At 73.8% G+C, this 20398-nt stretch carries 23 protein-coding genes and 1 tRNA gene; 14 read left to right on the forward strand and 10 right to left on the reverse strand.

The window, feature by feature from the left end:
- Window positions 1-20 precede the first annotated feature (20 nt).
- The 5 genes from pstB (at window position 21) to P2H44_RS11970 (ending at window position 4477) form a co-directional block, all read left to right on the forward strand.
- Window positions 21-815, forward strand: a complete 795-nt coding sequence (pstB, locus tag P2H44_RS11950; RefSeq protein ID WP_275764575.1) for a phosphate ABC transporter ATP-binding protein PstB — start codon at window positions 21-23, stop codon at window positions 813-815.
- Window positions 816-844: 29 nt separating this feature from the next.
- Window positions 845-1603 carry a phosphate signaling complex protein PhoU gene (gene phoU / locus P2H44_RS11955; protein WP_275763783.1) on the forward strand — a complete coding sequence of 253 codons (759 nt, stop codon included), beginning with the start codon at window positions 845-847 and terminating at the stop codon, window positions 1601-1603.
- 94 nt (window positions 1604-1697) lie between these two features.
- Window positions 1698-2426: a phosphate regulon transcriptional regulator PhoB gene (gene phoB, locus P2H44_RS11960; RefSeq protein ID WP_275763784.1), complete on the forward strand. Its 729-nt coding sequence runs from the start codon at window positions 1698-1700 to the stop codon at window positions 2424-2426.
- 112 nt (window positions 2427-2538) lie between these two features.
- Complete coding sequence (locus P2H44_RS11965; RefSeq protein WP_275763785.1) at window positions 2539-2946, forward strand: hypothetical protein; 408 nt, start codon at window positions 2539-2541, stop codon at window positions 2944-2946.
- Between the two features lie 124 nt (window positions 2947-3070).
- A complete protein-coding gene (locus P2H44_RS11970; RefSeq protein ID WP_275763786.1) occupies window positions 3071-4477 on the forward strand; it encodes a calcium-binding protein in 1407 nt (468 codons plus the stop codon).
- Window positions 4478-4484: 7 nt separating this feature from the next.
- Here the strand turns inward: P2H44_RS11970 and ccmB are convergent, their stop codons facing one another.
- From ccmB to P2H44_RS11995, 5 genes are all read right to left on the reverse strand, one after another.
- A complete protein-coding gene (gene ccmB, locus P2H44_RS11975) occupies window positions 4485-5150 on the reverse strand; it encodes a heme exporter protein CcmB (protein ID WP_275763787.1) in 666 nt (221 codons plus the stop codon).
- Window positions 5147-5860 (reverse strand): heme ABC exporter ATP-binding protein CcmA, encoded by a 714-nt coding sequence (gene ccmA / locus P2H44_RS11980; RefSeq protein WP_275763788.1) that lies wholly within the window; start codon window positions 5858-5860, stop codon window positions 5147-5149. The genes ccmB and ccmA overlap by 4 nt, the downstream gene beginning before the upstream one ends.
- Window positions 5861-5922: 62 nt before the next feature.
- Window positions 5923-6795, reverse strand: coding sequence for a glucose-1-phosphate thymidylyltransferase RfbA (rfbA, locus tag P2H44_RS11985; RefSeq protein WP_275763789.1), 873 nt, complete (start codon window positions 6793-6795; stop codon window positions 5923-5925).
- A 57-nt stretch (window positions 6796-6852) separates the two neighbouring features.
- Complete coding sequence (locus tag P2H44_RS11990) at window positions 6853-8331, reverse strand: TonB-dependent receptor (RefSeq protein WP_275763790.1); 1479 nt, start codon at window positions 8329-8331, stop codon at window positions 6853-6855.
- Between the two features lie 49 nt (window positions 8332-8380).
- Entirely contained in the window at window positions 8381-9076 is a 696-nt protein-coding gene (locus P2H44_RS11995) for a polysaccharide biosynthesis/export family protein (protein ID WP_275763791.1), read from the reverse strand.
- 517 nt (window positions 9077-9593) lie between these two features.
- Here P2H44_RS11995 and P2H44_RS12000 point away from each other — a divergent pair.
- The 3 genes from P2H44_RS12000 (at window position 9594) to P2H44_RS12010 (ending at window position 11083) form a co-directional block, all read left to right on the forward strand.
- Window positions 9594-10220 (forward strand): sugar transferase, encoded by a 627-nt coding sequence (locus P2H44_RS12000; protein WP_275763792.1) that lies wholly within the window; start codon window positions 9594-9596, stop codon window positions 10218-10220.
- A gap of 193 nt (window positions 10221-10413) precedes the next feature.
- Window positions 10414-10488: transfer RNA gene (locus P2H44_RS12005), tRNA-Gly, on the forward strand.
- A gap of 160 nt (window positions 10489-10648) precedes the next feature.
- A complete protein-coding gene (locus tag P2H44_RS12010) occupies window positions 10649-11083 on the forward strand; it encodes a DUF4174 domain-containing protein (RefSeq protein WP_275763793.1) in 435 nt (144 codons plus the stop codon).
- Window positions 11084-11221: 138 nt separating this feature from the next.
- On the opposite strand, the gene folD is transcribed toward P2H44_RS12010, so the two are convergent.
- The 3 genes from folD to P2H44_RS12025 are packed head-to-tail and all read right to left on the reverse strand — an operon-like array spanning window position 11222 to window position 13196.
- Window positions 11222-12139: a bifunctional methylenetetrahydrofolate dehydrogenase/methenyltetrahydrofolate cyclohydrolase FolD gene (gene folD / locus P2H44_RS12015; protein ID WP_275763794.1), complete on the reverse strand. Its 918-nt coding sequence runs from the start codon at window positions 12137-12139 to the stop codon at window positions 11222-11224.
- Window positions 12140-12196: 57 nt separating this feature from the next.
- Window positions 12197-12655, reverse strand: coding sequence for a preQ(1) synthase (gene queF, locus P2H44_RS12020; protein ID WP_275763795.1), 459 nt, complete (start codon window positions 12653-12655; stop codon window positions 12197-12199).
- A gap of 31 nt (window positions 12656-12686) precedes the next feature.
- Window positions 12687-13196, reverse strand: coding sequence for a hypothetical protein (locus tag P2H44_RS12025; protein ID WP_275763796.1), 510 nt, complete (start codon window positions 13194-13196; stop codon window positions 12687-12689).
- 383 nt (window positions 13197-13579) lie between these two features.
- Between P2H44_RS12025 and P2H44_RS12030 the strand changes: the two genes are divergently transcribed.
- The 3 genes from P2H44_RS12030 to P2H44_RS12040 are packed head-to-tail and all read left to right on the forward strand — an operon-like array spanning window position 13580 to window position 15485.
- Window positions 13580-14599 carry an NADPH:quinone oxidoreductase family protein gene (locus P2H44_RS12030; RefSeq protein ID WP_275763797.1) on the forward strand — a complete coding sequence of 340 codons (1020 nt, stop codon included), beginning with the start codon at window positions 13580-13582 and terminating at the stop codon, window positions 14597-14599.
- Window positions 14596-15204, forward strand: a complete 609-nt coding sequence (locus tag P2H44_RS12035; RefSeq protein WP_275763798.1) for a DUF1810 domain-containing protein — start codon at window positions 14596-14598, stop codon at window positions 15202-15204. Before P2H44_RS12030 ends, P2H44_RS12035 begins: the two co-directional genes overlap by 4 nt.
- Window positions 15183-15485, forward strand: a complete 303-nt coding sequence (locus P2H44_RS12040) for a sll1863 family stress response protein (protein WP_275763799.1) — start codon at window positions 15183-15185, stop codon at window positions 15483-15485. The genes P2H44_RS12035 and P2H44_RS12040 overlap by 22 nt, the downstream gene beginning before the upstream one ends.
- Window positions 15486-15599: 114 nt before the next feature.
- On the opposite strand, the gene P2H44_RS12045 is transcribed toward P2H44_RS12040, so the two are convergent.
- Together P2H44_RS12045 and P2H44_RS12050 are read right to left on the reverse strand one after the other, a co-directional pair.
- A complete protein-coding gene (locus P2H44_RS12045; protein ID WP_275763800.1) occupies window positions 15600-16184 on the reverse strand; it encodes an MOSC domain-containing protein in 585 nt (194 codons plus the stop codon).
- A 19-nt stretch (window positions 16185-16203) separates the two neighbouring features.
- Window positions 16204-17295 carry an NAD(P)/FAD-dependent oxidoreductase gene (locus P2H44_RS12050; protein WP_275763801.1) on the reverse strand — a complete coding sequence of 364 codons (1092 nt, stop codon included), beginning with the start codon at window positions 17293-17295 and terminating at the stop codon, window positions 16204-16206.
- Between the two features lie 395 nt (window positions 17296-17690).
- Here P2H44_RS12050 and P2H44_RS12055 point away from each other — a divergent pair, with 395 nt between their 5' ends.
- The 3 genes from P2H44_RS12055 (at window position 17691) to P2H44_RS12065 (ending at window position 20205) form a co-directional block, all read left to right on the forward strand.
- Window positions 17691-18305: a uracil-DNA glycosylase family protein gene (locus P2H44_RS12055; protein WP_275763802.1), complete on the forward strand. Its 615-nt coding sequence runs from the start codon at window positions 17691-17693 to the stop codon at window positions 18303-18305.
- Window positions 18272-19252 (forward strand): alpha/beta fold hydrolase, encoded by a 981-nt coding sequence (locus tag P2H44_RS12060; RefSeq protein ID WP_275763803.1) that lies wholly within the window; start codon window positions 18272-18274, stop codon window positions 19250-19252. Before P2H44_RS12055 ends, P2H44_RS12060 begins: the two co-directional genes overlap by 34 nt.
- 134 nt (window positions 19253-19386) lie before the next feature.
- Window positions 19387-20205, forward strand: a complete 819-nt coding sequence (locus P2H44_RS12065) for an SseB family protein (RefSeq protein WP_275763804.1) — start codon at window positions 19387-19389, stop codon at window positions 20203-20205.
- Window positions 20206-20398: the final 193 nt, after the last annotated feature.

Genomic DNA, 20398 nt, shown 5'->3' on the forward strand with positions numbered 1-20398 from the left:
GCCCGGAGGAGGACATGGATATGTACGATACCAACGAGGCGAGAAGCGCCGTGCAGAGCGATGTGAAGTTCAACTGCTCCGACGTGCAGGTCTACTACGGCGACAGCCACGCGATCAAAAGCGTCTCCGTCGACCTGCTCGACAAGACGGTCACCGCCTTCATCGGGCCGTCGGGCTGCGGGAAGTCGACCTTCCTGCGCTGCCTGAACCGGATGAACGACACCATCGACATCTGCCGCGTCGAAGGCTCGATCAACCTCGACGGCGAGGACATCTACGACAGCCGCGTCGACCCGGTGCAGCTTCGCGCCCGCGTCGGCATGGTGTTCCAGAAGCCCAACCCGTTCCCCAAGTCGATCTACGACAACGTGGCCTACGGCCCCCGCATCCACGGCCTGACCAAGAACAAGGCCGAGCTCGACGAGGTGGTCGAGAGCTCGCTGCGCAAGGCCGCGATCTGGAACGAGGTGAAGGACCGCCTGCACGCGCCGGGCACCGGCCTCTCGGGCGGCCAGCAGCAGCGCCTGTGCATCGCGCGCGCCATCGCCACCGCGCCGGAAGTGCTGCTGATGGACGAGCCGTGCTCGGCCCTCGACCCCATCGCCACCGCCCAGGTCGAGGAGCTGATCGACGAGCTGCGCGAGAGCTACTCGGTCGTGATCGTCACCCACTCGATGCAGCAGGCGGCGCGCGTCTCCCAGAAGACCGCGTTCTTCCACCTGGGCGTGATGGTCGAATACGACGACACCACCAAGATCTTCACCAACCCGTCCGACCAGCGGACGCAGGACTACATCACCGGCCGCTTCGGCTGATCCGGGCGCAAGGGGCGGGAGAAAGACGAATGTCCACCATGGGAACCGGGCGCCACACGGTCACGGCCTTCGACGAGGAGCTGATGGGCGTGCGCGCCAAGATCGCCGAGATGGGCGGTCTGGCCGAGAAGCTGCTGGACGAGGCGCTGGACGCGATCGAGCGCCGCGACGTCGAGCTGGCCGAGCGGGTGATCGCCTCCGACCGCCGGCTCGACAAGCTGGAGCAGGAGACCGAGGAGCTGGTGATCCGCACCATCGCCTTGCGGGCCCCCGTCGCCACCGACCTGCGCCTGCTGGTCGCCGCGATGAAGGCCTCCTCGACGCTGGAGCGGGTCGGCGACCTCGCCAAGTCCACCGCCCGCCGGTCGATCGACCTGGCGCGGGAGCGTCCGATGCGCATCTCCGGCTCGCTGGTGCGCATGGGCCGCACGGTGCAGCGGCAGCTCTCGGACGTGCTGAACGCCTATTCGGCGCGCGACAGCCAGGCGGCGCTGGCGGTTTGGCGGCGCGACGTGGAGGTCGACGAGCTCTACAACGCCCTGTTCCGCGAGATGGTCACCTACATGATGGAGGATCCGCGCACGATCACGCTCGGCTCCCACTGCCTGTTCATGGCCAAGAACCTCGAGCGGATCGGCGACCACGCCACCCACCTGGCCGAGATGACCTGGTACGTGGTCGAGGGCGAGCCCCTGACCGCCGACCGGCCCCGCGCGCCGCGCGGCTACGGCAACGAGCCGCTGGTGGAAGGCGACGCGCCCGCCGCCGACCCGGACGCGCAGGCCTGACCGGCCGCGGCCATCGACACGACCGGGGAGGGCGGCCGCCGCCCTCCGCCTCCGGCGGCCCGCGCATGGCCGCTCAACAAGGAGACGACGCGCCATGACGGCCCGCGTGATGGTGATCGAGGACGACGAGGCGCTGTGCGCGCTGCTCGAGTACAACCTCGTGAAAGAAGGCCACAAGGTCAGCCTGGTGTCCGACGGCGAAGAGGCGCTGATCGCGATCGAGGAGGAACGCCCCGACCTGATCGTGCTGGACTGGATGCTGCCGCATGTCTCGGGGATCGAGATCTGCCGCCAGATCCGCGCTCGCGCCGAGATCAAGGATACGCCGGTCATCATGCTGACCGCGCGCGGCGAGGAGGAGGACCGCATCCGCGGGCTCGAGACCGGCGCCGACGACTACCTGACCAAGCCCTTCTCGACCTCCGAGCTGCTGGCCCGCATCCGCGCCGTGCTGCGCCGCTCCCGCCCCACGCTGGCGGGCGACGTGGCGACCTTCGGCGACATCATGCTCGACCGGCAGGCCCATCGCGTGCGCCGCGGCGAGCGCGACCTGCACCTGGGCCCGACCGAGTTCAAGCTGCTCGACGTGCTGATGCAGCGCCCGGGCCGCGTCTTCTCGCGCGAGCAGCTGCTGGACCTGGTCTGGGGCCGCGACGTCTACGTCGAGATCCGGACGGTGGACGTGCACGTCGGCCGCCTGCGCAAGGCGATCAACCGGCGCGGCGACCGCGACCCGATCCGCACCGTGCGCTCGGCCGGCTACGCGCTCGACGAGACCTACACCCCCGCCCCCGCCGCCCTGCGGCGCGAGGCGCGGGCCTGAACGCCCGCCGCCCTCCCCCCGTCGGGGGAGGGCCGGCGCCGGGCGGGGGGCTTGTCTCCGCCGCCCCGACATGCAGGCTCCGCATGGTTTCCCGATGCGAGCCGATATCCCCATGCCCTTGCAGACCGCCCCCGAAACCCTTCTCGCCATTCCCGGCGGGCGCGCCCTGCTGGATTGGTTCGGCCATGCGCCCCGCTTCCACGACGCCGAGATCCTGAGCTTCGACCTCGTCGGCGGCGGCGCCGCGACGCTGCGCCTGCACGCCTGGACCCTGCTCCGCGAGACCGACGCGCAGGGATATTACCTGACCGAACGGCACGCCGTCGTGACCCTGACCCTGCGGGGGATCGAGCGTCTCGAATGCCGGGACCTGGACGCTGTTCCCGCCATCGTCTTCGACCTCGCGATCCTGCCCGATCCGCGGGGCTTCGAGGTGGAGTGGACCTCCAGCGTCGGCCTGCAGGGCGCCCTCCTCGCCCGCGAGATCGAGATCGGGTTGACCCCGGGCAGGCCCGCCTGACCGGGGCGAGCGCGGCCCGGCCGCGCCGCCGCGTCCTTCGGACGGATTGAAGCGAAGCGGATCCGCTTCCCGGTTTCCGTTGCGGATACGATCGGCTAGGGTCCCCCGGAATTTATCAGGGGGAATGCTTGTGCCCACGCTGTCTTTGCGCGCCGACGACTTCATCGACATGCCCGCCGCCTTCGCCCTCCTGCGCGAGATCGCGCGGGAGGAGATCGCCGGCGGCGCGGTCGAGACCGCGGACGACCGCCGCACCCAGCGGTTCGAGACCGGCGACGGCCGCGCCGCCGTGGCGGTCTGGCCGCCGGAGGACGACGCGCCGCTCAGGATCGAGATCTCGGGCCTGCCCACGGACGCCGACGGCTCGATGGCCGGCGCCGTTCTGATCTCGGGCGAGGGGCTGGCGGGGCTGTTCGAGGCGCTCGCCATCCCGGCCCCCGGCGACCCGACGCCCCCCTCGACCGGGGAGGGGCGCGCCGCGGCCTTCGACGCATGGCTGGCCGCGCAGAGCTTCGAGGCCGCGGGCGGCCGGCGCTTCGACATCCTCCAGACCGGCGCCGGCGACGACGCGATCTCGGGCGGCGATCGTCGCGACGTGGTCTACGGCTCCCAGGGCGGCGAGGACGTCTTCGACGGCGGGCGCGGCAACGACGTGTTGGTCTACCGCGAGACGGTGGAGGCGTCGCTCGACCCGCCGACCGGCGGCGTCGCGGTCGACCTGCCCGGGCGCACCGTGACCAAGGCCGGCGGCGCCGTGGACCGCTTCGCCTCGATCGAGCGGCTGATCCTCACCGGCTTCGACGACGTGGTCGAAGGGGGGCGGCGCAAGGGCGCGGTGAACGTCGGCATGGCCGGCGGCGACGACGTCTACCGCGCGACGGCCGGCGGCGTGGACCTGGTGATCGCCGGGGACGGCGCGGACCTGGTCGCCACGGGGCAGGGGAGCGACGTCGTCTACGGCGGCGCGGGCGACGACCGGCTGAGGACCGGCGCCGACCGCGACCGCATCGACGCGGGCGAGGGCGACGACGCCGCCCGCGGGGGCCGCGACAACGACGTGGTGGACGGCGGCGGCGGCGACGACCGGCTCTTCGGCGGCGCCGGCCACGACCACCTGAGCGGCGAGGACGGCGCCGACCGGCTCGTCGGCGGCCGCGGCAAGGATGTCCTGCGCGCCGGCGGCGGCGACGACCTGCTGTTCGGCGGCTTCGGCGCCGACAAGATGCTCGGCGGCAAGGGGGCGGACCGCTACGACGGCGGCGGCGGCGCGGACGTGCTGCTGCTCGGCGACGCCTTCCGCCGCCCCGACGGGGCCATGGACGTGGTCGTGCTGCGCGCGGGCGACGGCCGCGACGTGATCCGCGACATGGCGCTGGAGGAGGACCGCTTCGCGCTGGAGGGGCTGACCTTCGCCGAGCTCAGCTTCGTGGACGCCGGCGCCGGGGCCGAGATCCGCGCGGGCGACGAGGCGCTGGCGGTGGTGCGCGGGATCGCGGCGGCCGATCTCGACGACGCGGGCCTGTTCCTCTGAACCGCCCCTAGCGCAGGTTCACCCGCAGCGCGGCGGCGGCGGCGAAGGGCGAGACGCCGGCCGCCAGCGCTGTCACCGCGCCCAGGAAGGCGAGGGCGGGCAGGGGGTCGAGCCCCGTCGCCGCCCGGTCCGCCGCCTGCGCCCCGAAGATCAGCGTCGGCACGTAGAGCGGCAGCACCAGCACCGACAGCAGCAGCCCGCCGCGGCGCACCCCCGCCGTCAGCCCCGCGCCGACCGCGCCCACCAGGCTCAGCGCCGGCGTGCCGATCAGCAGCGCCAGCAGCAGCGCGCCGAAGGCCTGCGGGTCGAGGTTCAGCATCACCCCGATCGCCGGCGCCGCCAGCGTCAGCGGCAGCCCGGTCGAGATCCAGTGCGCCGCCGCCTTCGCCAATACGATCGCCTCAAGCGGCAGCGGCCCCAGCGCCAGCTGGTCGAGCGAGCCGTCCTCGAGGTCCGCCTGGAACAGCCGGTCGAGCGACAGAAGGCAGGCGAGCAGCGCGCAGACCCACACCACCCCCGCCGCGATCCGGGTCAGCGCCTGCCCCTCGGGCCCCACCCCCAGCGGGATCAGCAGGGCGGCCAGCAGGAAGAACCCCAGGCTCAGAAGCCCCCCGCCGCCGATCCGGAAGGCGAGCGCGAGATCCCGGCGCATGAGGGCGAGAAAGGCGCTCATCGCCAGTCCCCCGACAGGAACGGATCGTCCTCGGCCTTCTCGGGCGCGGGCTCCGGCGCCTTCGCCTCGGGCGTCGACGTTTCGATGAAGCGCACGCCCGCCGGCCGCTCGGGCATCGCCACCGCCGTGTCGCCGAAGCCGAGGTCGACATGCGTCGCCGCCAGCGCGATCCCGCCTTGCGCGCAATGCTCGCGCACCACCTCGGCGAAGACGGCGGTCGAGCCCGCGTCGAGCGACACCGTCGGCTCGTCCAGCAGCCACACCGGGCGCGCGGTCACCAACAGCCGCGCCAGCCCCAGCCGGCGCTTCTGCCCGGCCGAGCACCAGTGCGCGGGATCGTCGGCCAGCCGCTCCAGCCCGAAGCGCTCCAGCGCCGCGTCGACCCGCGTGGCGGGCGCGCCGTGGAAGGCGGCCCAGGCCGCGAGGTTGCCGCGCACCGTGAAGGCGGGCTTCACCGCGTCGAGATGGCCGGCCAGCGCCACCCGCTCCCGCCAGGCCTCGCCGTCCGTCGCGACCTCGAGCCCGTCCAGCACCGCGCGCCCGGCCGCCGCCGGGGCGAGCCCCGCGAGGATGCGCAGCAGCGAGGATTTGCCCGACCCGTTCGGCCCCCGCAGCGCCGCCGCCTGGCCGGAGACGAGCGCGAAGGACAGGCCCTCGAACACGAGGCGCCCGGCGCGGCGGCAGGCGAGGCTTTCGGCGCGGAATTCCATGCCCGTCCCTTAGCGGGACCGGCCGGCCGGGGGAAGGCGGCGCCGCGCCCGGGCCGCGGCCCTCACCGTCGCTGGGTCAGCAGGCGGGCGAGATAGTCGCCGTAGCCGCTCTTCTTCAGGGGGGCCGCCAGCGCCTCCAGCTCCGCGTCCCCGATCCAGCCCGAGCGCCAGGCGATCTCCTCGGGGCAGGCCACCTTCAGGCCCTGCCGCTCCTCGATCACCTGCACGAACTGGCCGGCCTGGAGCATCGAGGCGTGGGTCCCGGTGTCGAGCCAGGCGTAGCCGCGCCCCATGATCTCGACGAACATGTCGCCGCGCTGGAGATAGGCGTTGTTGACGTCGGTGATCTCCAGCTCCCCGCGGGCCGAGGGCTTCACGTTCGCCGCGATCTCCAGTACGTCGTTGTCGTAGAAATAGAGGCCGGTGACGGCGTAGGAGCTTTTCGGCTCGGCCGGCTTCTCCTCGATCGACAGGGCCCGGCCCTCGCGGTCGAACTCGACCACGCCGTAGCGCTGCGGATCCTGCACGTGATAGCCGAAGATGGTGCCGCCCGTGGGCCGCCCCAGCGCGGCCTTCAGCAGCTCCGGCAGGCCGTGGCCGTAGAAGATGTTGTCGCCCAGCACCAGGCAGACGTTGTCGGTCCCCACGAACTCGCGCCCGATCAGGAAGGCCTGCGCCAGCCCGTCGGGGCTGGGCTGGACCGCGTACTGCAGGTTCACGCCCCACTGGCCGCCGTCGCCCAGCGCGCGGCGGAACTGCTCGGCGTCGTGGGGCGTGGTGATGACCAGGATGTCCCGGATCCCCGCCAGCATCAGCACCGACAGCGGGTAATAGATCATCGGCTTGTCGTAGACCGGCAGCAGCTGCTTCGAGACGCCCAGCGTGATCGGATGCAGCCGCGTGCCGGATCCCCCGGCGAGAATGATGCCCTTCATCGGGGGCCCCCCATGGATGGCGCCGCGGCCTGCCCGCGCCGTCCCCGGCGCAAGGGCTCAGGGCAGCAGCGTGAAGTCGTGGGTCAGCGTCAGGCTGAGACGGTGCGAGTCGTCCTCGTCGTCGATGTCGCCCATCGGCATGCGGAAGTCGTAGCCCAGCCGCATCCCGGTGTCCTGGGTCAGCGAATAGCGGTAGCCGGCGCCCGCGCTGATCACCACGTCGCGGTCCACGCCGTCGTCGCGATACAGCGAGCCCAGGTTGAAATCGAGCCGCGTCAGGGAGTTGACCTGGTAGTTCAGCCCCGCGTTGTAGGTCACGCGGATCGTCTCTTCGGAGACGTTGGTCGAATTGGAATCGAGCGGCGTTTCGATCGACGCGCCGATGCGCGACAGAAGCGTCGTCGTCGGCGTGATCCGGTGGCGCAGCGAGGCGTTGATCGAGGTGCGGTTTACCGCGTCGCCGTTGTCGTTGGGCGTCACGTCCTGGTTCAGCGACAGGGCCGTCTCGACGTTGTCGTAGGCGTAGGTCATCCCCGCCGAGGCCCGCAGGCCCAGGCTGTAGCTGGTGTCGGGGTCGAAGCCGCCGCCGGCCAGCGGCTCCTTGCGGTCGGTCACCGACCAGCGCGGACCCAGCGACACGTTGTAGACCTGCGCCGGCGTCGCCGCGTAGGTCAGCGTGGGCGCCACGCTCATCGTGTAGGTCTCGGTGTCGGTCGTGCCCTCGGCCTTGAGCATGCTGCCGTTGAACGTCAGCCCGGCGGTGGTCGAGGTCGAGACCTGGCGCGACCAGCCGGTGGCGACGGTGAACTGGTTCGACGGCGTCAGCCCCGGCCCGCCGTCCACGAAGTCGCGGCGCTGCAGGGTGAAGGCGACGTTGGTCGAATCGCGGGAGTTCACGCGCGCGTCGTAGCTGAAGCTCGCGCCGTAGATCACCCGGATCGCCTCGCGGCTGGCGGCCGAGAGGTTCGGGGTTCCGCCGGTGGGGTCGGTCGGGTCGATCGGCGTCGGCTCGGCGTTCGGGTCGAAGAACGAGAAGCCGCTGAAGTCCAGGAAGTCGACCGGCTGGGCCGAGCCGAACAACGACGCCTGCACCACGCTGCGCGTGCCCGTCAGCTCGTAGCTGGCGGTCAGGTCCGGGAACAGGCCGGTGAGGTTGTCGTTGTCCGAGCCGGTATAGGCGTCGTAGTTGATGTCGCCGGCGAAGCGGAACAGCGAGGTCGAGGTGCGGTCGCTGTAGTCCACCGACAGCCGCGAGCGGGAGCCGAGCGCGGCCCCGTCGCTCGACGTGGTTCCGCCCGTCGTGGTGGTGGAGCGGTCGACCTGCAGGTTGGTGTCGCCCAGGAAGGTCTGGGTCAGCCGGCCGGTCAGCGTGCGGTCGCTCGCGTCCGAGGGCGCGCCCGCCAGCACGACCGAGGCCGCCGCCGCCGCCGCGACGCCGCCCTGGGCCAGGCGGCGCACCCGCCCCGCGCGGCCCGGCGCGTCGGCGCCGGTTCCGGCAGGCCGCTCTCGGTCCGGCCCGTTCATGGCGCGTCGCACGTCGCGTCTCCCCTGCATCGGCCTCGATGCTCCCGGCGCAGGCCGGGGCTCAGTCCCACAGGCCGCGCTCGGGCGCGAAGATCACGTCGCCTTCCTGGATCACCTCGTTGTTCTCGACCGGAAGCCCCTCCTCGACCCGCTCGAAGTCGAACAGGTAGACGGTCTCGACCCCGTTCTCGTCGCGGCGGCGCAGCTGGATGCGGCTCGTCGCGGCGAAGGGGCTGGGTCCGCCGGCCATGGCGATGGCCTCGAGCAGGGTGATCTCGCGGTCGGACTCGATCGGCCCCGGCCGGTTCATCGCGCCCATCACGTAGAAGCGCACCGGCTCGTCCAGCACGTCGTCCGAGGTCAGCGGCGCCAGGCCCGCGACCGCCACGGTGATCGTCGGGCGCACCGAGAAGCCGGCGGCGAAGCTGCGCTCCAGCGTCTTCTCGATCTGGTCGGTGGAGCGGCCGGAAACGAAGACCGAGCCCGCGATCGGCAGCGAGATCCGCCCGTCCGGCAGCACCAGCGCGGTGGTGCTCAGCGACGGATCCTCGAGCACCGAGATCGCCAGCCGGTCGCCGACCCGCACCTTGTAGGGGGCGCCCTCCTCGACGATGCCGTCGTCGGACTCGGGAAGCCCCAGGTTGGCGCGCACCGTCGCCGCGTCGGTCTGGGCCGCGGGGGCCGCCGACGGCGACTGGCTCAGCGGCGTCCCGACCTGCGCCGAGGCCGGAAGCGCGAGCAGGAGACCACCTGCCATAAGAAAAGCCTGCTTGAACAAGACCTCGCCCCTCGTTGTTCCTCTCGTGCTTTAACGGCACGTTGTGCAGCGAATCGAGTGCGGATTCCATTCAAAATTGCGGCGGCGGGCGGCCCCGCGGCGTGCGAAAGGGCGTGCGTGACCAAGGCGCCGCACCTGTCTGGACGGTCTCGCGCCGAGATTCGCGCCGATTCGGGCCGTTCATCTCGCCACGAACCTGTACGGTCGTCGCCGCGAGCGCGCCAATCGTGCGAGGTCGTTGAGAGTTCGTCGAATTTGAAACCTGAATCCAACGTTAACGAGCGGAATAGAGATTGTGCGTGCGACGGATTTATGGAAACGTTCATCTAACGCCGCCGCGCATGGGGATGCGGCAGCCGTTCCGGGAAAGAGCGGCAGGCGTTCATCCGACCTTCGGGTCCGGGCGTGTGGGGAAGTTGGGGGAAGTCGATCGGTGTTGCATCACGCCGCATTCCACAAAACGGGCGAGACTGGATCGGTGTCCGCACGCGATCTCATGAACGCCGGAACCCGCGAGGGGTTCTATGTGCGTCACGGCAAGCGGGCGCTCGACGTTCTGCTCTGCCTCGTGTTCCTGCCGGTGGCCGGCCCGCTGATCCTGCTGTTCGCGCTGCTGGCGCGTCTGGACGGCGGCCCGGGCTTCTACGGGCAGAACCGGGTCGGCCGCGGCGGCAAGCTGTTCAAGTGCTGGAAGGTCCGCACCATGGTCGTGGACGCGGACGACCGGCTGGAGGCTTACCTGGACTCCAACCCCGCCGCGCGCCGCGAGTGGGACGTGACCCAGAAGCTTCGCGACGATCCGCGCATCACCGTCTTCGGCGGCTTCCTGCGCACCACCTCGCTCGACGAGCTTCCGCAGCTGTGGAACATCTTCGTCGGCGACATGTCCTTCGTCGGCCCGCGCCCCTTCACGCCGAGCCAGACCGACATCTACAACGGCATGAGCTACTACGCGCTGCGCCCCGGCCTGACCGGCCCCTGGCAGGTCGGCGCCCGCAACGACGACAGCTTCGCCACCCGCGCGATCTACGACAGCACCTACGCCCGCCGCGTCTCGCTCTGGGTCGACCTGGGCGTCCTGCTGCGCACCGCGCGCGTCGTGTTCGAGCGCACCGGCCGCTGAGGGCCTCCCCTCTCCCGCCGCTTGCGAAAACGCCGCCGAGGCTCCCGCCCGGCGGCGTTTTCCGTTGCATTGCAGCGATCTGGCCCCTGCGCCCGCCTGTCGCAACCAAACCTGCAAAGATGACGTGACGAGCGGTTCAGACCCCTCTTGCACCCCCCCGCGAATCTCTGTAGATCACCGCTCACCGACGGACGCGGGCGTAGCTCAGGGGTAGAGCACAACCTTGCCAAGGTTGGGGTCGTGAGTTCGAATCTCATCGCCCGCTCCAACGGTTCCCCTTGAAGGGGAAGGAAAAAAGACCGGTCCTCGCGGGCCGGTCTTTTTCGTTCCGGGCCCTGAACTTCGCGTGAGGGGGCTGGCCGCCGGCCCTCCCCGCCGCATCTCCCGACCCGACCGCCCTTCCCCCGTCGCGTGCAGGGAGACGTGCCATGTCCCGATCCGTCCGCCCCCTTCGCCTCGCCGCCGCGGCCGTGCTGGCCCTCTCCGCCGCCGCCTCGGCGCAGCCGCAGGGCGTCTCGCCCCTGCCGCCGCAGACGCAGGACCTCTCGGCCTGGAGCTGGCAGGCGCGCCCGCTGCTGATCTTCGCCGACTCGGCGCAGGACCACGCCTACCGCGCCCAGATCGAGGCGCTGCAGGGCGTGGAGTCTGAGCTGGAGGCGCGCGACGTGGTGCTGCTGGCCGACGTCGATCCCGACGGCGACGGGGCGCTCAGGCGCAAGCTGGGGGTGGAGGGGTTCGCGGCGATCCTGGTGGGCAAGGACGGCGGCGTGAAGCTGCGCGAGCCGCATCCCGTGGCCCCGGCGGAGCTGTTCGCCCTGATCGACGCCATGCCCATGCGCCGCCGCGAGATGCAGGCCGACTGAGGCGCGCCCGCGCCGCCGGGCCGCCCCGCGGCGCCCCGCCTGGCCAGCGCCGCGGGCCCGCCGCCCGCCACGGGCGGGGCGCGTCGCGCGGCGCCCCCGCCCGGGCGGGGGCCGCCCGGACGTCGATCGAAAGCGAGCTCAGTAGGCGAGGTCGGCGGGGGGCGCGATGCCGTTCTGGCGGCTGGCGGCGATCACGGTGTTGGCCAGCAGGCAGGCGATGGTCATCGGCCCGACGCCGCCGGGGACCGGGGTGATCGCACCGGCGACCTGCACGGCCTGGTCGAAGTCCACGTCGCCCACCAGCCGCACCTTGCCCTCGCCGCGCTCGGGCGCGGGGATGCGGTTGATGCCCACGTCGATCACCGTGGCGCCCGGCTTGATCCAGTCGCCCTGCACCATCTTCGGCCGGCCCACCGCCGCGATCACGATGTCCGCCCGCCGGCAGACCGCGGCCAGGTCCTTCGTGCGCGAATGGGCGATGGTCACCGTGCAGTTCTCGCGCAGCAGCAGCTGCGCCATCGGCTTGCCCACGATGTTCGAGCGGCCGATCACCACCGCCTCCTTGCCCGACAGCTCCCCCAGCTGATCGCGCAGCAGCATCAGGCAGCCCAGCGGCGTGCAGGAGACCATCGCGTCCATCCCCGTCGCCAGCCGGCCCACGTTCTGCACGTGAAAGCCGTCGACGTCCTTCTCGGGCGCGATGGCGTCGATCACCTTGTCGGCGTCCAGATGCCCGGGCAGGGGCAGCTGCACCAGGATCCCGTGCACCGCCGGGTCCGCGTTCAGCCGCGCCACCAGGTCCAGCAGCTCGGTCTCCGAGGCGTCGGCGGGCAGCTTGTGCTCGAAGCCCTGCATCCCGGCCGCGGCCGTCGCCACGCCCTTGTTGCGCACGTAGACCTCCGAGGCCGGGTCCTCGCCCACCAGCACCACCGCCAGGCCCGGGGTCACGCCCTGCGCCTTCAGGGCCGCGACATGGCCCCCGATGCGCTCGCGCAGGGCGGCCGCGAAGGCCTTGCCGTCGATGATGCGGGCGGAAGCGGTCGTCTGCTGATCCATGAGGCTCTCCTGGGAAGGGTCGGGAGCGGTCGGGAAAGGGAAGGCGCGGGCGGAGGCTCAGCCCCGGCCGCGATAGGGGGGCACGCCCTGGTCGGGCAGCCACAGCCCCTCGGGCGGGGCGCCGGTCTGCCAGAACACGTCGATAGGGATGCCGCCGCGGGGATACCAGTAGCCGCCGATGCGCAGCCACAGGGGCTTCGCCGCCTCGGCCAGGCGCCGGCCGATGCCCACGGTGCAGTCCTCGTGAAAGGCGCCGTGGTTGCGGAAGCTGGTCAGGAACAGCTTCAGCGACTTCGATTCGATCAGGCTCGCGTCCGGGGCGTAGTCGATCACCAGGTGGCCGAAGTCCGGCTGTCCCGTCACCGGGCACAGCGAGGTGAACTCCGGCGCCACGAAGCGGGCGGCGAACAGCGTCCCCTGCTGGGGGTTGGGCACCACGTCGATGACCGCCGCCTCGGGGGAGGCGGGGGTCTCGACCGTGCGGCCCAGCGAGGTGATCTGGCTCAGGTCGGTCATGGGCGCCTCCGGCGGCCGGTCCCGTTGGGGGTCACTTGAAGTAGACGCGGTGGGACCAGGTCTCGCCGTCGGTGATGGTCAGCGACTCGAAGTCCATCAGCTGCAGCACGTCGAACAGGGTGGCCGTGGCCTCGATCCCCTGGTCCTTGAAGAAGGGCGAGTTGCGCAGGCTGTAGGTCATCTGCGCCAGGATCGCCCGCGCGCGGTACAGCGTCTTGAAGGAGCCGTCGTCCAGCCCGACCATGATCAGCCGGCGCGAGCCGTCGCCCTTGGCGAAGATCGCGAAGCGCGGGTTCTCGGGCGCCGCCAGCTGGGCGGTGGTGATCATCGTCACGAAGGTCTCGCGCGTCAGCGGATCGGCGGTCGGCCCGTCGATCATCTCGCGGTCGAACTCCTCCTCGGAGGTGACGGGCGGGTAGTAGTAGCCCTCCTGCGAGTCGGCCGCCGCGGGCGAGGCGACGCCGGGCGCGAGGGCGAGGGCGAACGCGGCGGCGGCGAGACCGCAGGCGGTCCGGGCGGCGCGGGCGGAACGAAGGGTCATCTGCTGTCTCCGGTGCGCGGGCTGGCGGGCGGCGCCTTTCTACGCCGGTCGGGCCGTCGCGGAAAGCGGCGCGGGCGCCGCGCGGCGCCCGAACCCCCGGCGAACCCTGCGCCCCCCGCCCGCCGCCCGCGTTCCCGAATCCGACCCGGCGAGGCGAGGCGGCGACGCGCGCCCCGCCGCGGTCCGGTCCGGGCGCGCGGCGCGCGCCCCGGCGGCCGGATCCGGGCGCGCGGCCCCCGCCCCGCGGCCCCCGCCCCGCGGCATCGTCGCAGCGCCCCCGCCGTTGACCCCGCCCGGGCGCGCCGCGACAGTCGCCGCCGACCGGCCGGCCGACAACCTCGGGCGCGCCGCAGGCGACAAGACCCCGAAGGAGGAGCGAGCGAATGGGCGAGACGATGCGCGCCGTGATCTGCGAGAGCTGGCGGCCCTACGACGAGATGGAGCTGAAATCGGTTCCCGTCCCCGGCCCCCTCGCCCCCGGAGAGGTCCGCATCGGCGTCTCCCACGCCGCGGTCAGCTGGGCGACCACGCTGGTGGTCGAGGGCAAGTACCAGCGCAAGCCCACGCTGCCCTTCTCGCCGGGCGCCGAGGTCTCGGGCACGGTGCTGGAGCTGGGCGAGGGGCCGCTCGACGCCGATCTGAAGGTCGGCGACCGGGTCTGCGCCGCGCTCGACTGGGGCGGCTACGCCGAGCAGGTCGTCGTCCACTCCCGCCACGTCTACCCGATCCCCGAGGGGCTCGACTCCGGCCCCGCCACCGCGATCCCCATCGGCTGGATGACCGCCTACGGCGGCCTGATGTGGCGCGCCAGGCTCCAGCCCGGCGAGAAGGTGCTGGTCCACGGCGCCTGCGGCGGCGTCGGCCTGCCCGCCGTCGACATCGCCCGCGCGGTGGGGGCCGAGCCCTTCGCCGTGGTCCGCGGCGAGGCCAAGGCCGCCTTCCTGCGCGAGCGGGGAGTCGAACACGTGATCGACACCACCAAGACCTCCTTCCGCGACTACGTGGCCGAGGCCACGGACGGCCGCGGCGTCGACGTCGTCTACGACACGGTCGGCGAGAAGGTGTTCCACGACTCGCTGCGCTGCCTCGACGTGGGCGGCCGGCACATCGTGATCGGCTTCGTGGGCGGCGGCATCCCCTCGGTCCCCGCCAACATCCTGCTGCTGAAGAACATCCACGTGGCGGGCTTCAACATGGGCCAGCACGTCGGCTGGGGCGTGAAGGACGAGCGGGTGCGCTGGGCGGCCGACTACCGCGCGGGCGTCGAGCAGCTGATGGACTGGTGGAAGGCGGGCCGGATCGCCCCGCAGGTCCACGCGGTCATGCCGCTCGAGGATTTCCGCGAGGGGATGCGGCAGGTGACCGACCGCAACGCCATCGGCCGCGTCCTGCTGACGCCATGAGCGGGGCCGGCGCGACCCTGGGCGGGGAGGATCCCCACGACCTCGCCCGCTTCCTCGCCGCGCAGGACGGCGCGATCGACCGCGCGCTGGCCGAACTCAGCGCCGGCGCCAAGCGCAGCCACTGGATGTGGTACGTCTTCCCCCAGATCGCGGGGCTGGGAAGCAGCCCGATGGCGCAGCGCTACGCGATCTCGGGCCTCGCCGAGGCCCGGGCCTACCTCGCCCACCCGGTCCTCGGCCCCCGCCTGCGGGAGGCGGTCGCGGCGGCGATGCGCTCGGGCGAACGCTCCCCCCGCCGGCTGATGGGGACGCCGGACGACCTGAAGCTGCGCTCCTCCCTCACCCTCTTCGCGCAGGCCGCCCGCGCGGCCGGCGAGGACCCCGCGGCCTTCGAGGACGCCCTCGCCCGCTTCTTCGACGGCGAGCGCTGCGTGGCGACGCTCTCGCGCCTCGGGGCCCGCCGCCCGCGAGAAACAGCCGCGGGGGCGCCGCAACGGCGCCCGGCGGACTATATCGAAGAGGCACGCCCCCCAAGAGGCCCAGGGGACAGCCGTCCCCCGGACGACCACCGGAGAGGAAAGCCATGTCCCAATATCACGCCATGACCCGCGAGGAATATGCCGAGCACATGGCTCGGCGGCTGGCGAAGTGGGAAGACGACATCAACCACCTGCGCGACCGGACCGAGGCCCATGACAACGCCGAGGTGAAGGCCGAGTGGAAGGCCCACCTGGCGGAGCTGGAGCATCACCACGCCGCCGCCAGGGCCCGCTACGACCGCGCCGCGCGCGACGACACCGGCGCCCAGGACGAGATCCGCCGCGGGTTCGAGCGCGCCGGCGACGAGATCGCCCGCATCTGGAGCCGGGTCGCGGCCAAGCTCTGATCTCCCGACGCGCGCCGGCGAGCCCCGCACGGCTCGCCCGCCCGCGCCGGCCGATCCGCCGTCGCGACCTGCCGGGGGGGCGGAGGGGTCCGCGCCCCTCCGCCCCCCCGGCCCTCAGATCCAGCGCCGCTTGACCGGCGGCGGCACGTGCAGCCGCATCCGCTCGCCCAGCGCCAGCGCGCCGGGACGTTCGACCCAGCCGGTCACCCCGCGGCGGTGCAGGGCGGCGGCCTTGAAGCGCTTGCCATGGCCCGGCGCCAGGTCCTCGATCACCCGCGCCGGCAGCTGGCAGGGCGCGTTCTCCATGTCCACGGTCAGCGAGACCCCGCCCTCCGCGATCAGGCGCGACGAGGGGGGCACGTCCGTGAACCCCTCGATCCCCTTCAGCACCAGGTTCGCCCCCACCCATTGCGGCGGCAGACGCTCGAGCCCGATGTCGGCCGCGATCCCGGCCAGCTCCTCGTCCGAGAGGATCGAGAGCTGGCGCACGTTGCGGATCTCGGTCCCCTTGCGCGGATACTGGGAGGTGACACGCGAGCACGACGGCCGGGTCAACCCGCCGTGGCATTCGCCCGCGAATCCTTCCCACTCCACGTCCACCCGCTCCAGCGGGGTCGAGACGAGCCCCGCCTCCCGGTCCGGGACGATCCCGAGGTAGACGATTTCGGCGGTGAAGTCGGTGGGGGTCAGGATCGGCATGGGGGGCTCCGGCAGGGGGTCAGGCGCGGGCGAGATGGGCGGCTGGCAGGAACGCCTCCGCCCAGTCTTGGGGCGGATCGTCGGCGAGGAAGCCGGCCGCCGCCTCGCCGCAGGCCGCGGCGAGGGCGAGGCCCAGGCGCTGGCCGCCGCCCGCGACCACCACGCCGGGCCGGTCGGGCAGGGGCCCCACCACCGGATCGCGGGAGGCCGCGCGCGGCCGCAGCCCCGCCCAGCGTGACAGCACCGGCGCCGTGCGCAAGGCCGGGCACAGCGCCCGCGCGCGCGCAATGACGTCGTCGAGCTGCGCGTCGACGCCCAGGTCCGCGCGCCCCTTCTCGGCCGTCGCGCCCACGCCGACGGTCCCGTCGGCATGGGGCACGACCCACAACCCGCGCGCCATCAGCACCGGCGCGCCCTCCGGCGCGCGGAAGGCCAGCCGCGCGGCCTGCCCGTGCTCGGGCCCGCCGGGCAGGCCCGCCGCCCCGAACGCCGCCGCCCCGGTGGCGAGCGCCAGGCGCCCCGCCCGCAGGGGGCCGGAGGTCAGCGCGAAGCCCTCGGGCCGCGGGGCCGGGTCCGCCAGCGCCTCGCCGTCCAGCATTCGCGCCCCCCGCGCCTCGCAGGCCGCGCGCAGGGCGAGGAGCAGGCGCGCACCGTCGATGCGGCCGGTCAGCGGATCGAACAGGGCGGCCGGCGCCTCCAGCCATTCCGCGGCCCAGTCGCCGGGGGAGAGGACCGCGCAGGCCTCGCCCATCGCGGCGCGCATCCCGGGCAGGCGGGCCTCCGCCCGCTCCCGCGCCGGGGCGTCGGGCAGGACGGTCAGGCGCCCGTGCCGGGCATGGCCGACGTGGCGCCCCGTCTCCGCCTCCAGCGTCGCCAGCGCCTCGGGCAGCCCGGCCAGCGCGCGGGCCTGGAGGGTCTTGAGGGGCGTGGGCTTGCCGGGCTGGTGAGGGGCGAGCGCGCCGGTGGGCGTGGCCGAGGCGCCGCTTGTCCCGATCCGCCCCGCGTCCGCCACCGCCACCCGCAGCCCCCGACGCAGGCAGGCGAGCGCGGTCCATAGCCCGAAGGCCCCGCCGCCCGCCACCAGCACGTCGATGCCCTCGCTCCGGTTCATGGGCGCGACGTAGCCACGCGCGGGCGGCCGCGGCAAGGGCCCCCCGCCGCGCGCCCGCGGCCCGCGCCGCCCGCGCCGGCGCGCCTCCCGCCCGCCCTCCCCGGCGCGCCGGCGCGGGCGGCGCTCCCGTTTCGGGCGCGACCGCCGGGCTGGAGGAGCCCTTCGGGCCTGCACATCTCGGGGAGGGCCGCGGTCGGGGCTTGCGCGGCGGGGGGCGGCGTCGCCATCCTAGGCGGCATGGATTTGAACATGACGGCCGATCCCGCCCCCTTCGCCGACGCGACCCCCGCGCCCTCGCCCCCCGGCGAGGCGGCGATCGTCCGACGCCCTCGGTCCTCCCCCGCCCGACGGCCTGCCGTCCGCCGGACCCGCCCGCGCGCCGCGGGGGGCCGCGCATGAGCGCTCCCGCCCGCGCCCCCGCCGAGAGCGCCCGCGAGCTGGAGGCGGAGATCGCCGCCTGCCGCGCCTGCGCCGGGCGCTTCGCGGCCACCCGCACCGCCCACGCCCCGCGCCCGGTCACCCGGATCTCGACCACCGCGAAGCTGCTGATCGCGGGGCAGGCGCCGGGCGCGCGGGTCCATGCCTCGGGCCTGCCCTTCGACGACCGCTCGGGCGACCGGCTGCGGGACTGGCTGGGGATCGACCGGCCGACCTTCTACGACCGCGACCGGGTGGCGATCCTGCCCATGGCCTTCTGCTTTCCCGGCTACGACGCGCGCGGCGCCGACCTGCCGCCGCCGCCGCTCTGCGCGGAGCTCTGGCGCGCGCGGGCGCTGGCGGCGATGCCGCAGGTGGAGCTGACGCTGCTGATCGGCGCCCATGCGCAGGCCTGGGCGCTGAACGGGAAACGCCCTCTCACCCAGCGGGTGCGGGACTGGCGCGATCACCTGCCCCATCTTATTCCCATGCCCCACCCCAGCTGGCGCAACACCGGCTGGCTGCGCCGCAACCCCTGGTTCGAGGAGGAGCTGGTCCCATGGCTGCGCGCCCGCGTCTCCGAGCTGCTCTGAGCGCGCTCGGCTTCGGCCTCGCCGTCTCGGCCTGCGCGCCGGGGCCGACGACGCCGGCCTTCCTCGACGGCCTGCTGACCGGGGCCGAGGACGGGCAGGCGATCGTCACCCCCCGCGGCCCGCTGGCCCTGTCGGTCTGGACGGCGGAGCGGCCGCGCGCGGCGCTGCTGGCGCTGCACGGCTACGGCGACTACGGCCCCTCGACCTTCGGGGAGGCGGCGAAGAACTGGTCGGCGCGGGGCATCGAGGTCTACGCCTACGACCAGCGCGGCTTCGGGCGCAACGGCTCCAACCGGCGCTGGCCGGGGGAGGCGGCGTTGATCGAGGACCTGGAGGCCGCTGCAAGGGACGTGCAGGCGCGCCGCCCCGACCTGCCGCTGTTCGTGGCCGGCCACTCGATGGGCGGCGGCGTGGCGCTGGCGGCGGCGGGGGAGGGGCGGCTGCCCGGCGTCGCGGGGCTGGTGCTGCTCGCGCCCGCCGTCTGGGGCGGCGACACGCTGAACCCGCTGTTCCGCGCCTCGGCCTGGACCGCGGCGCAGGTGATGCCCGACCAGCGCTTCTCGGCCCGCGCCAGCCCGGTGACGATCTACCCCTCCGACAACATGGAGATGCTGCGCGCTCTCTCGGCCGATCCGCTGCACTACGCCAACCCCTCCTCGCGGGAGTTCCTGGGCCTGATCCGGCTGATGGACCGCGCCTACGCGGCCGCGCCGCAGGACCGGCTGGACACGCTGGTGGTGCAGGGCGCCCACGACCAGGTGGTGCCCGAGCGCAGCGTGCGCGCCGCCTTCGAGCGCCTGCCGGGGCCCAAGGAGTTCGCCTACGTCTCCACCGGCTGGCACATGCTGCTGCGCGACCTGGAGGCGGCCGAGGTCCACCGCATCGTCGGCGACTGGATCCTGGCGCGGGCCCTGCCGCCGACCGAGGCCGCGGCGCTCTCCGACTGAGCGCGGCCCGGGGGCGGCGCCCGCCCCCCTCCGCGTCGCGGCATGCCATTGACCCCCGCCCTGCGACGGTCGAAAGGAACCGCGCAGGGCGCGCCGGCGCCCCGCCCCCGGACCCGCCGCCAGGAGACGCCCCGATGACCGACGCGCCCGAAACCCCGCTCGACCGCGCCATGCGCCTGGCCGGGGGGGACGTCGCCGACGGGCGGGTGGTGGACGCGCTGCTGAACGCGCGCCTGTGCCTGCTGCTGAAGGAGGCGCCGGGCGAGGACGGCGCGCTGTCGCCGCTGATGCTGGAGCTCGAGGCCGGCCCCACCGCGCTCGCCTTCGACGACGAGGCGCGGCTGGCGGCCTTCGGCGGCGGTGAGGACTATGCCGAGGTGCCGGGCCGCGCCCTGATCGGGATGCTGGCGGGGCAGGGCGTGAACCTCGCGGTCAACCCCGGCGTCGCCCCCTCGGAGCTGTTCCACGGGGCCGAGGCGCTGGACTGGATGGCCCAGGTCTCGGCGGCCGAGGCGCAGGGCGCCGAGGGGCGGATCGAGGCGCTCTCGGCCCCCCGCGGCGCCTCGGAGGCGCTGATCTCGGCGCTCGACGTGAAGCTGGCGGCGCTGGGCGCGTGGCTGTCGGAGGCCTGGCTGGTCACCGCCGCGACGCCCGAGGGCCCGCGCCTCGCCCTGGCGCTGGCCGAGCGGGAGACGGGCGCCCCCCAGGCCGGCCGCGCGCTGGAGGCCGCCGCCGAGGCGCGCCGCCGCGCCGTGGTGCTGGCCGTGTCTGAAAGCGCCCGCCTCGCCGACCCGGAGACGTCGCTCGAGGTGTTCTTCGCCCCCGCCGACGCCCCGGCGCTGGCCGCCGCCCGCCGCACGGGCCTGGGCTTCGAGATCCCCGAGCCCGAGGCCCCCGCCGTCCCCGGCGCCGCCCCCGGCATGGACCCCAGCCGCCCCCCGAAGCTGCGCTGACCCCCCGCCTCGCGCCCTCCCGCGGAGGCGCCGCGTCGGGTCTCGCGCCCGTGGGGGGCGTGGCTCCCGCGGCGCGGGGCAGGCGTCGCGCGTGGGGCGAGGGCGCGGCCGCACGCAGCGGACCCTGACCGGCGGGCGCAGGCCCGGCCGGAAATGCAGAAGGCCGCGCCCTCGGGCGCGGCCTCCGCCACTT

Source organism: Albimonas marina (assembly GCF_029223255.1).
GTDB lineage: Bacteria > Pseudomonadota > Alphaproteobacteria > Rhodobacterales > Rhodobacteraceae > Albimonas.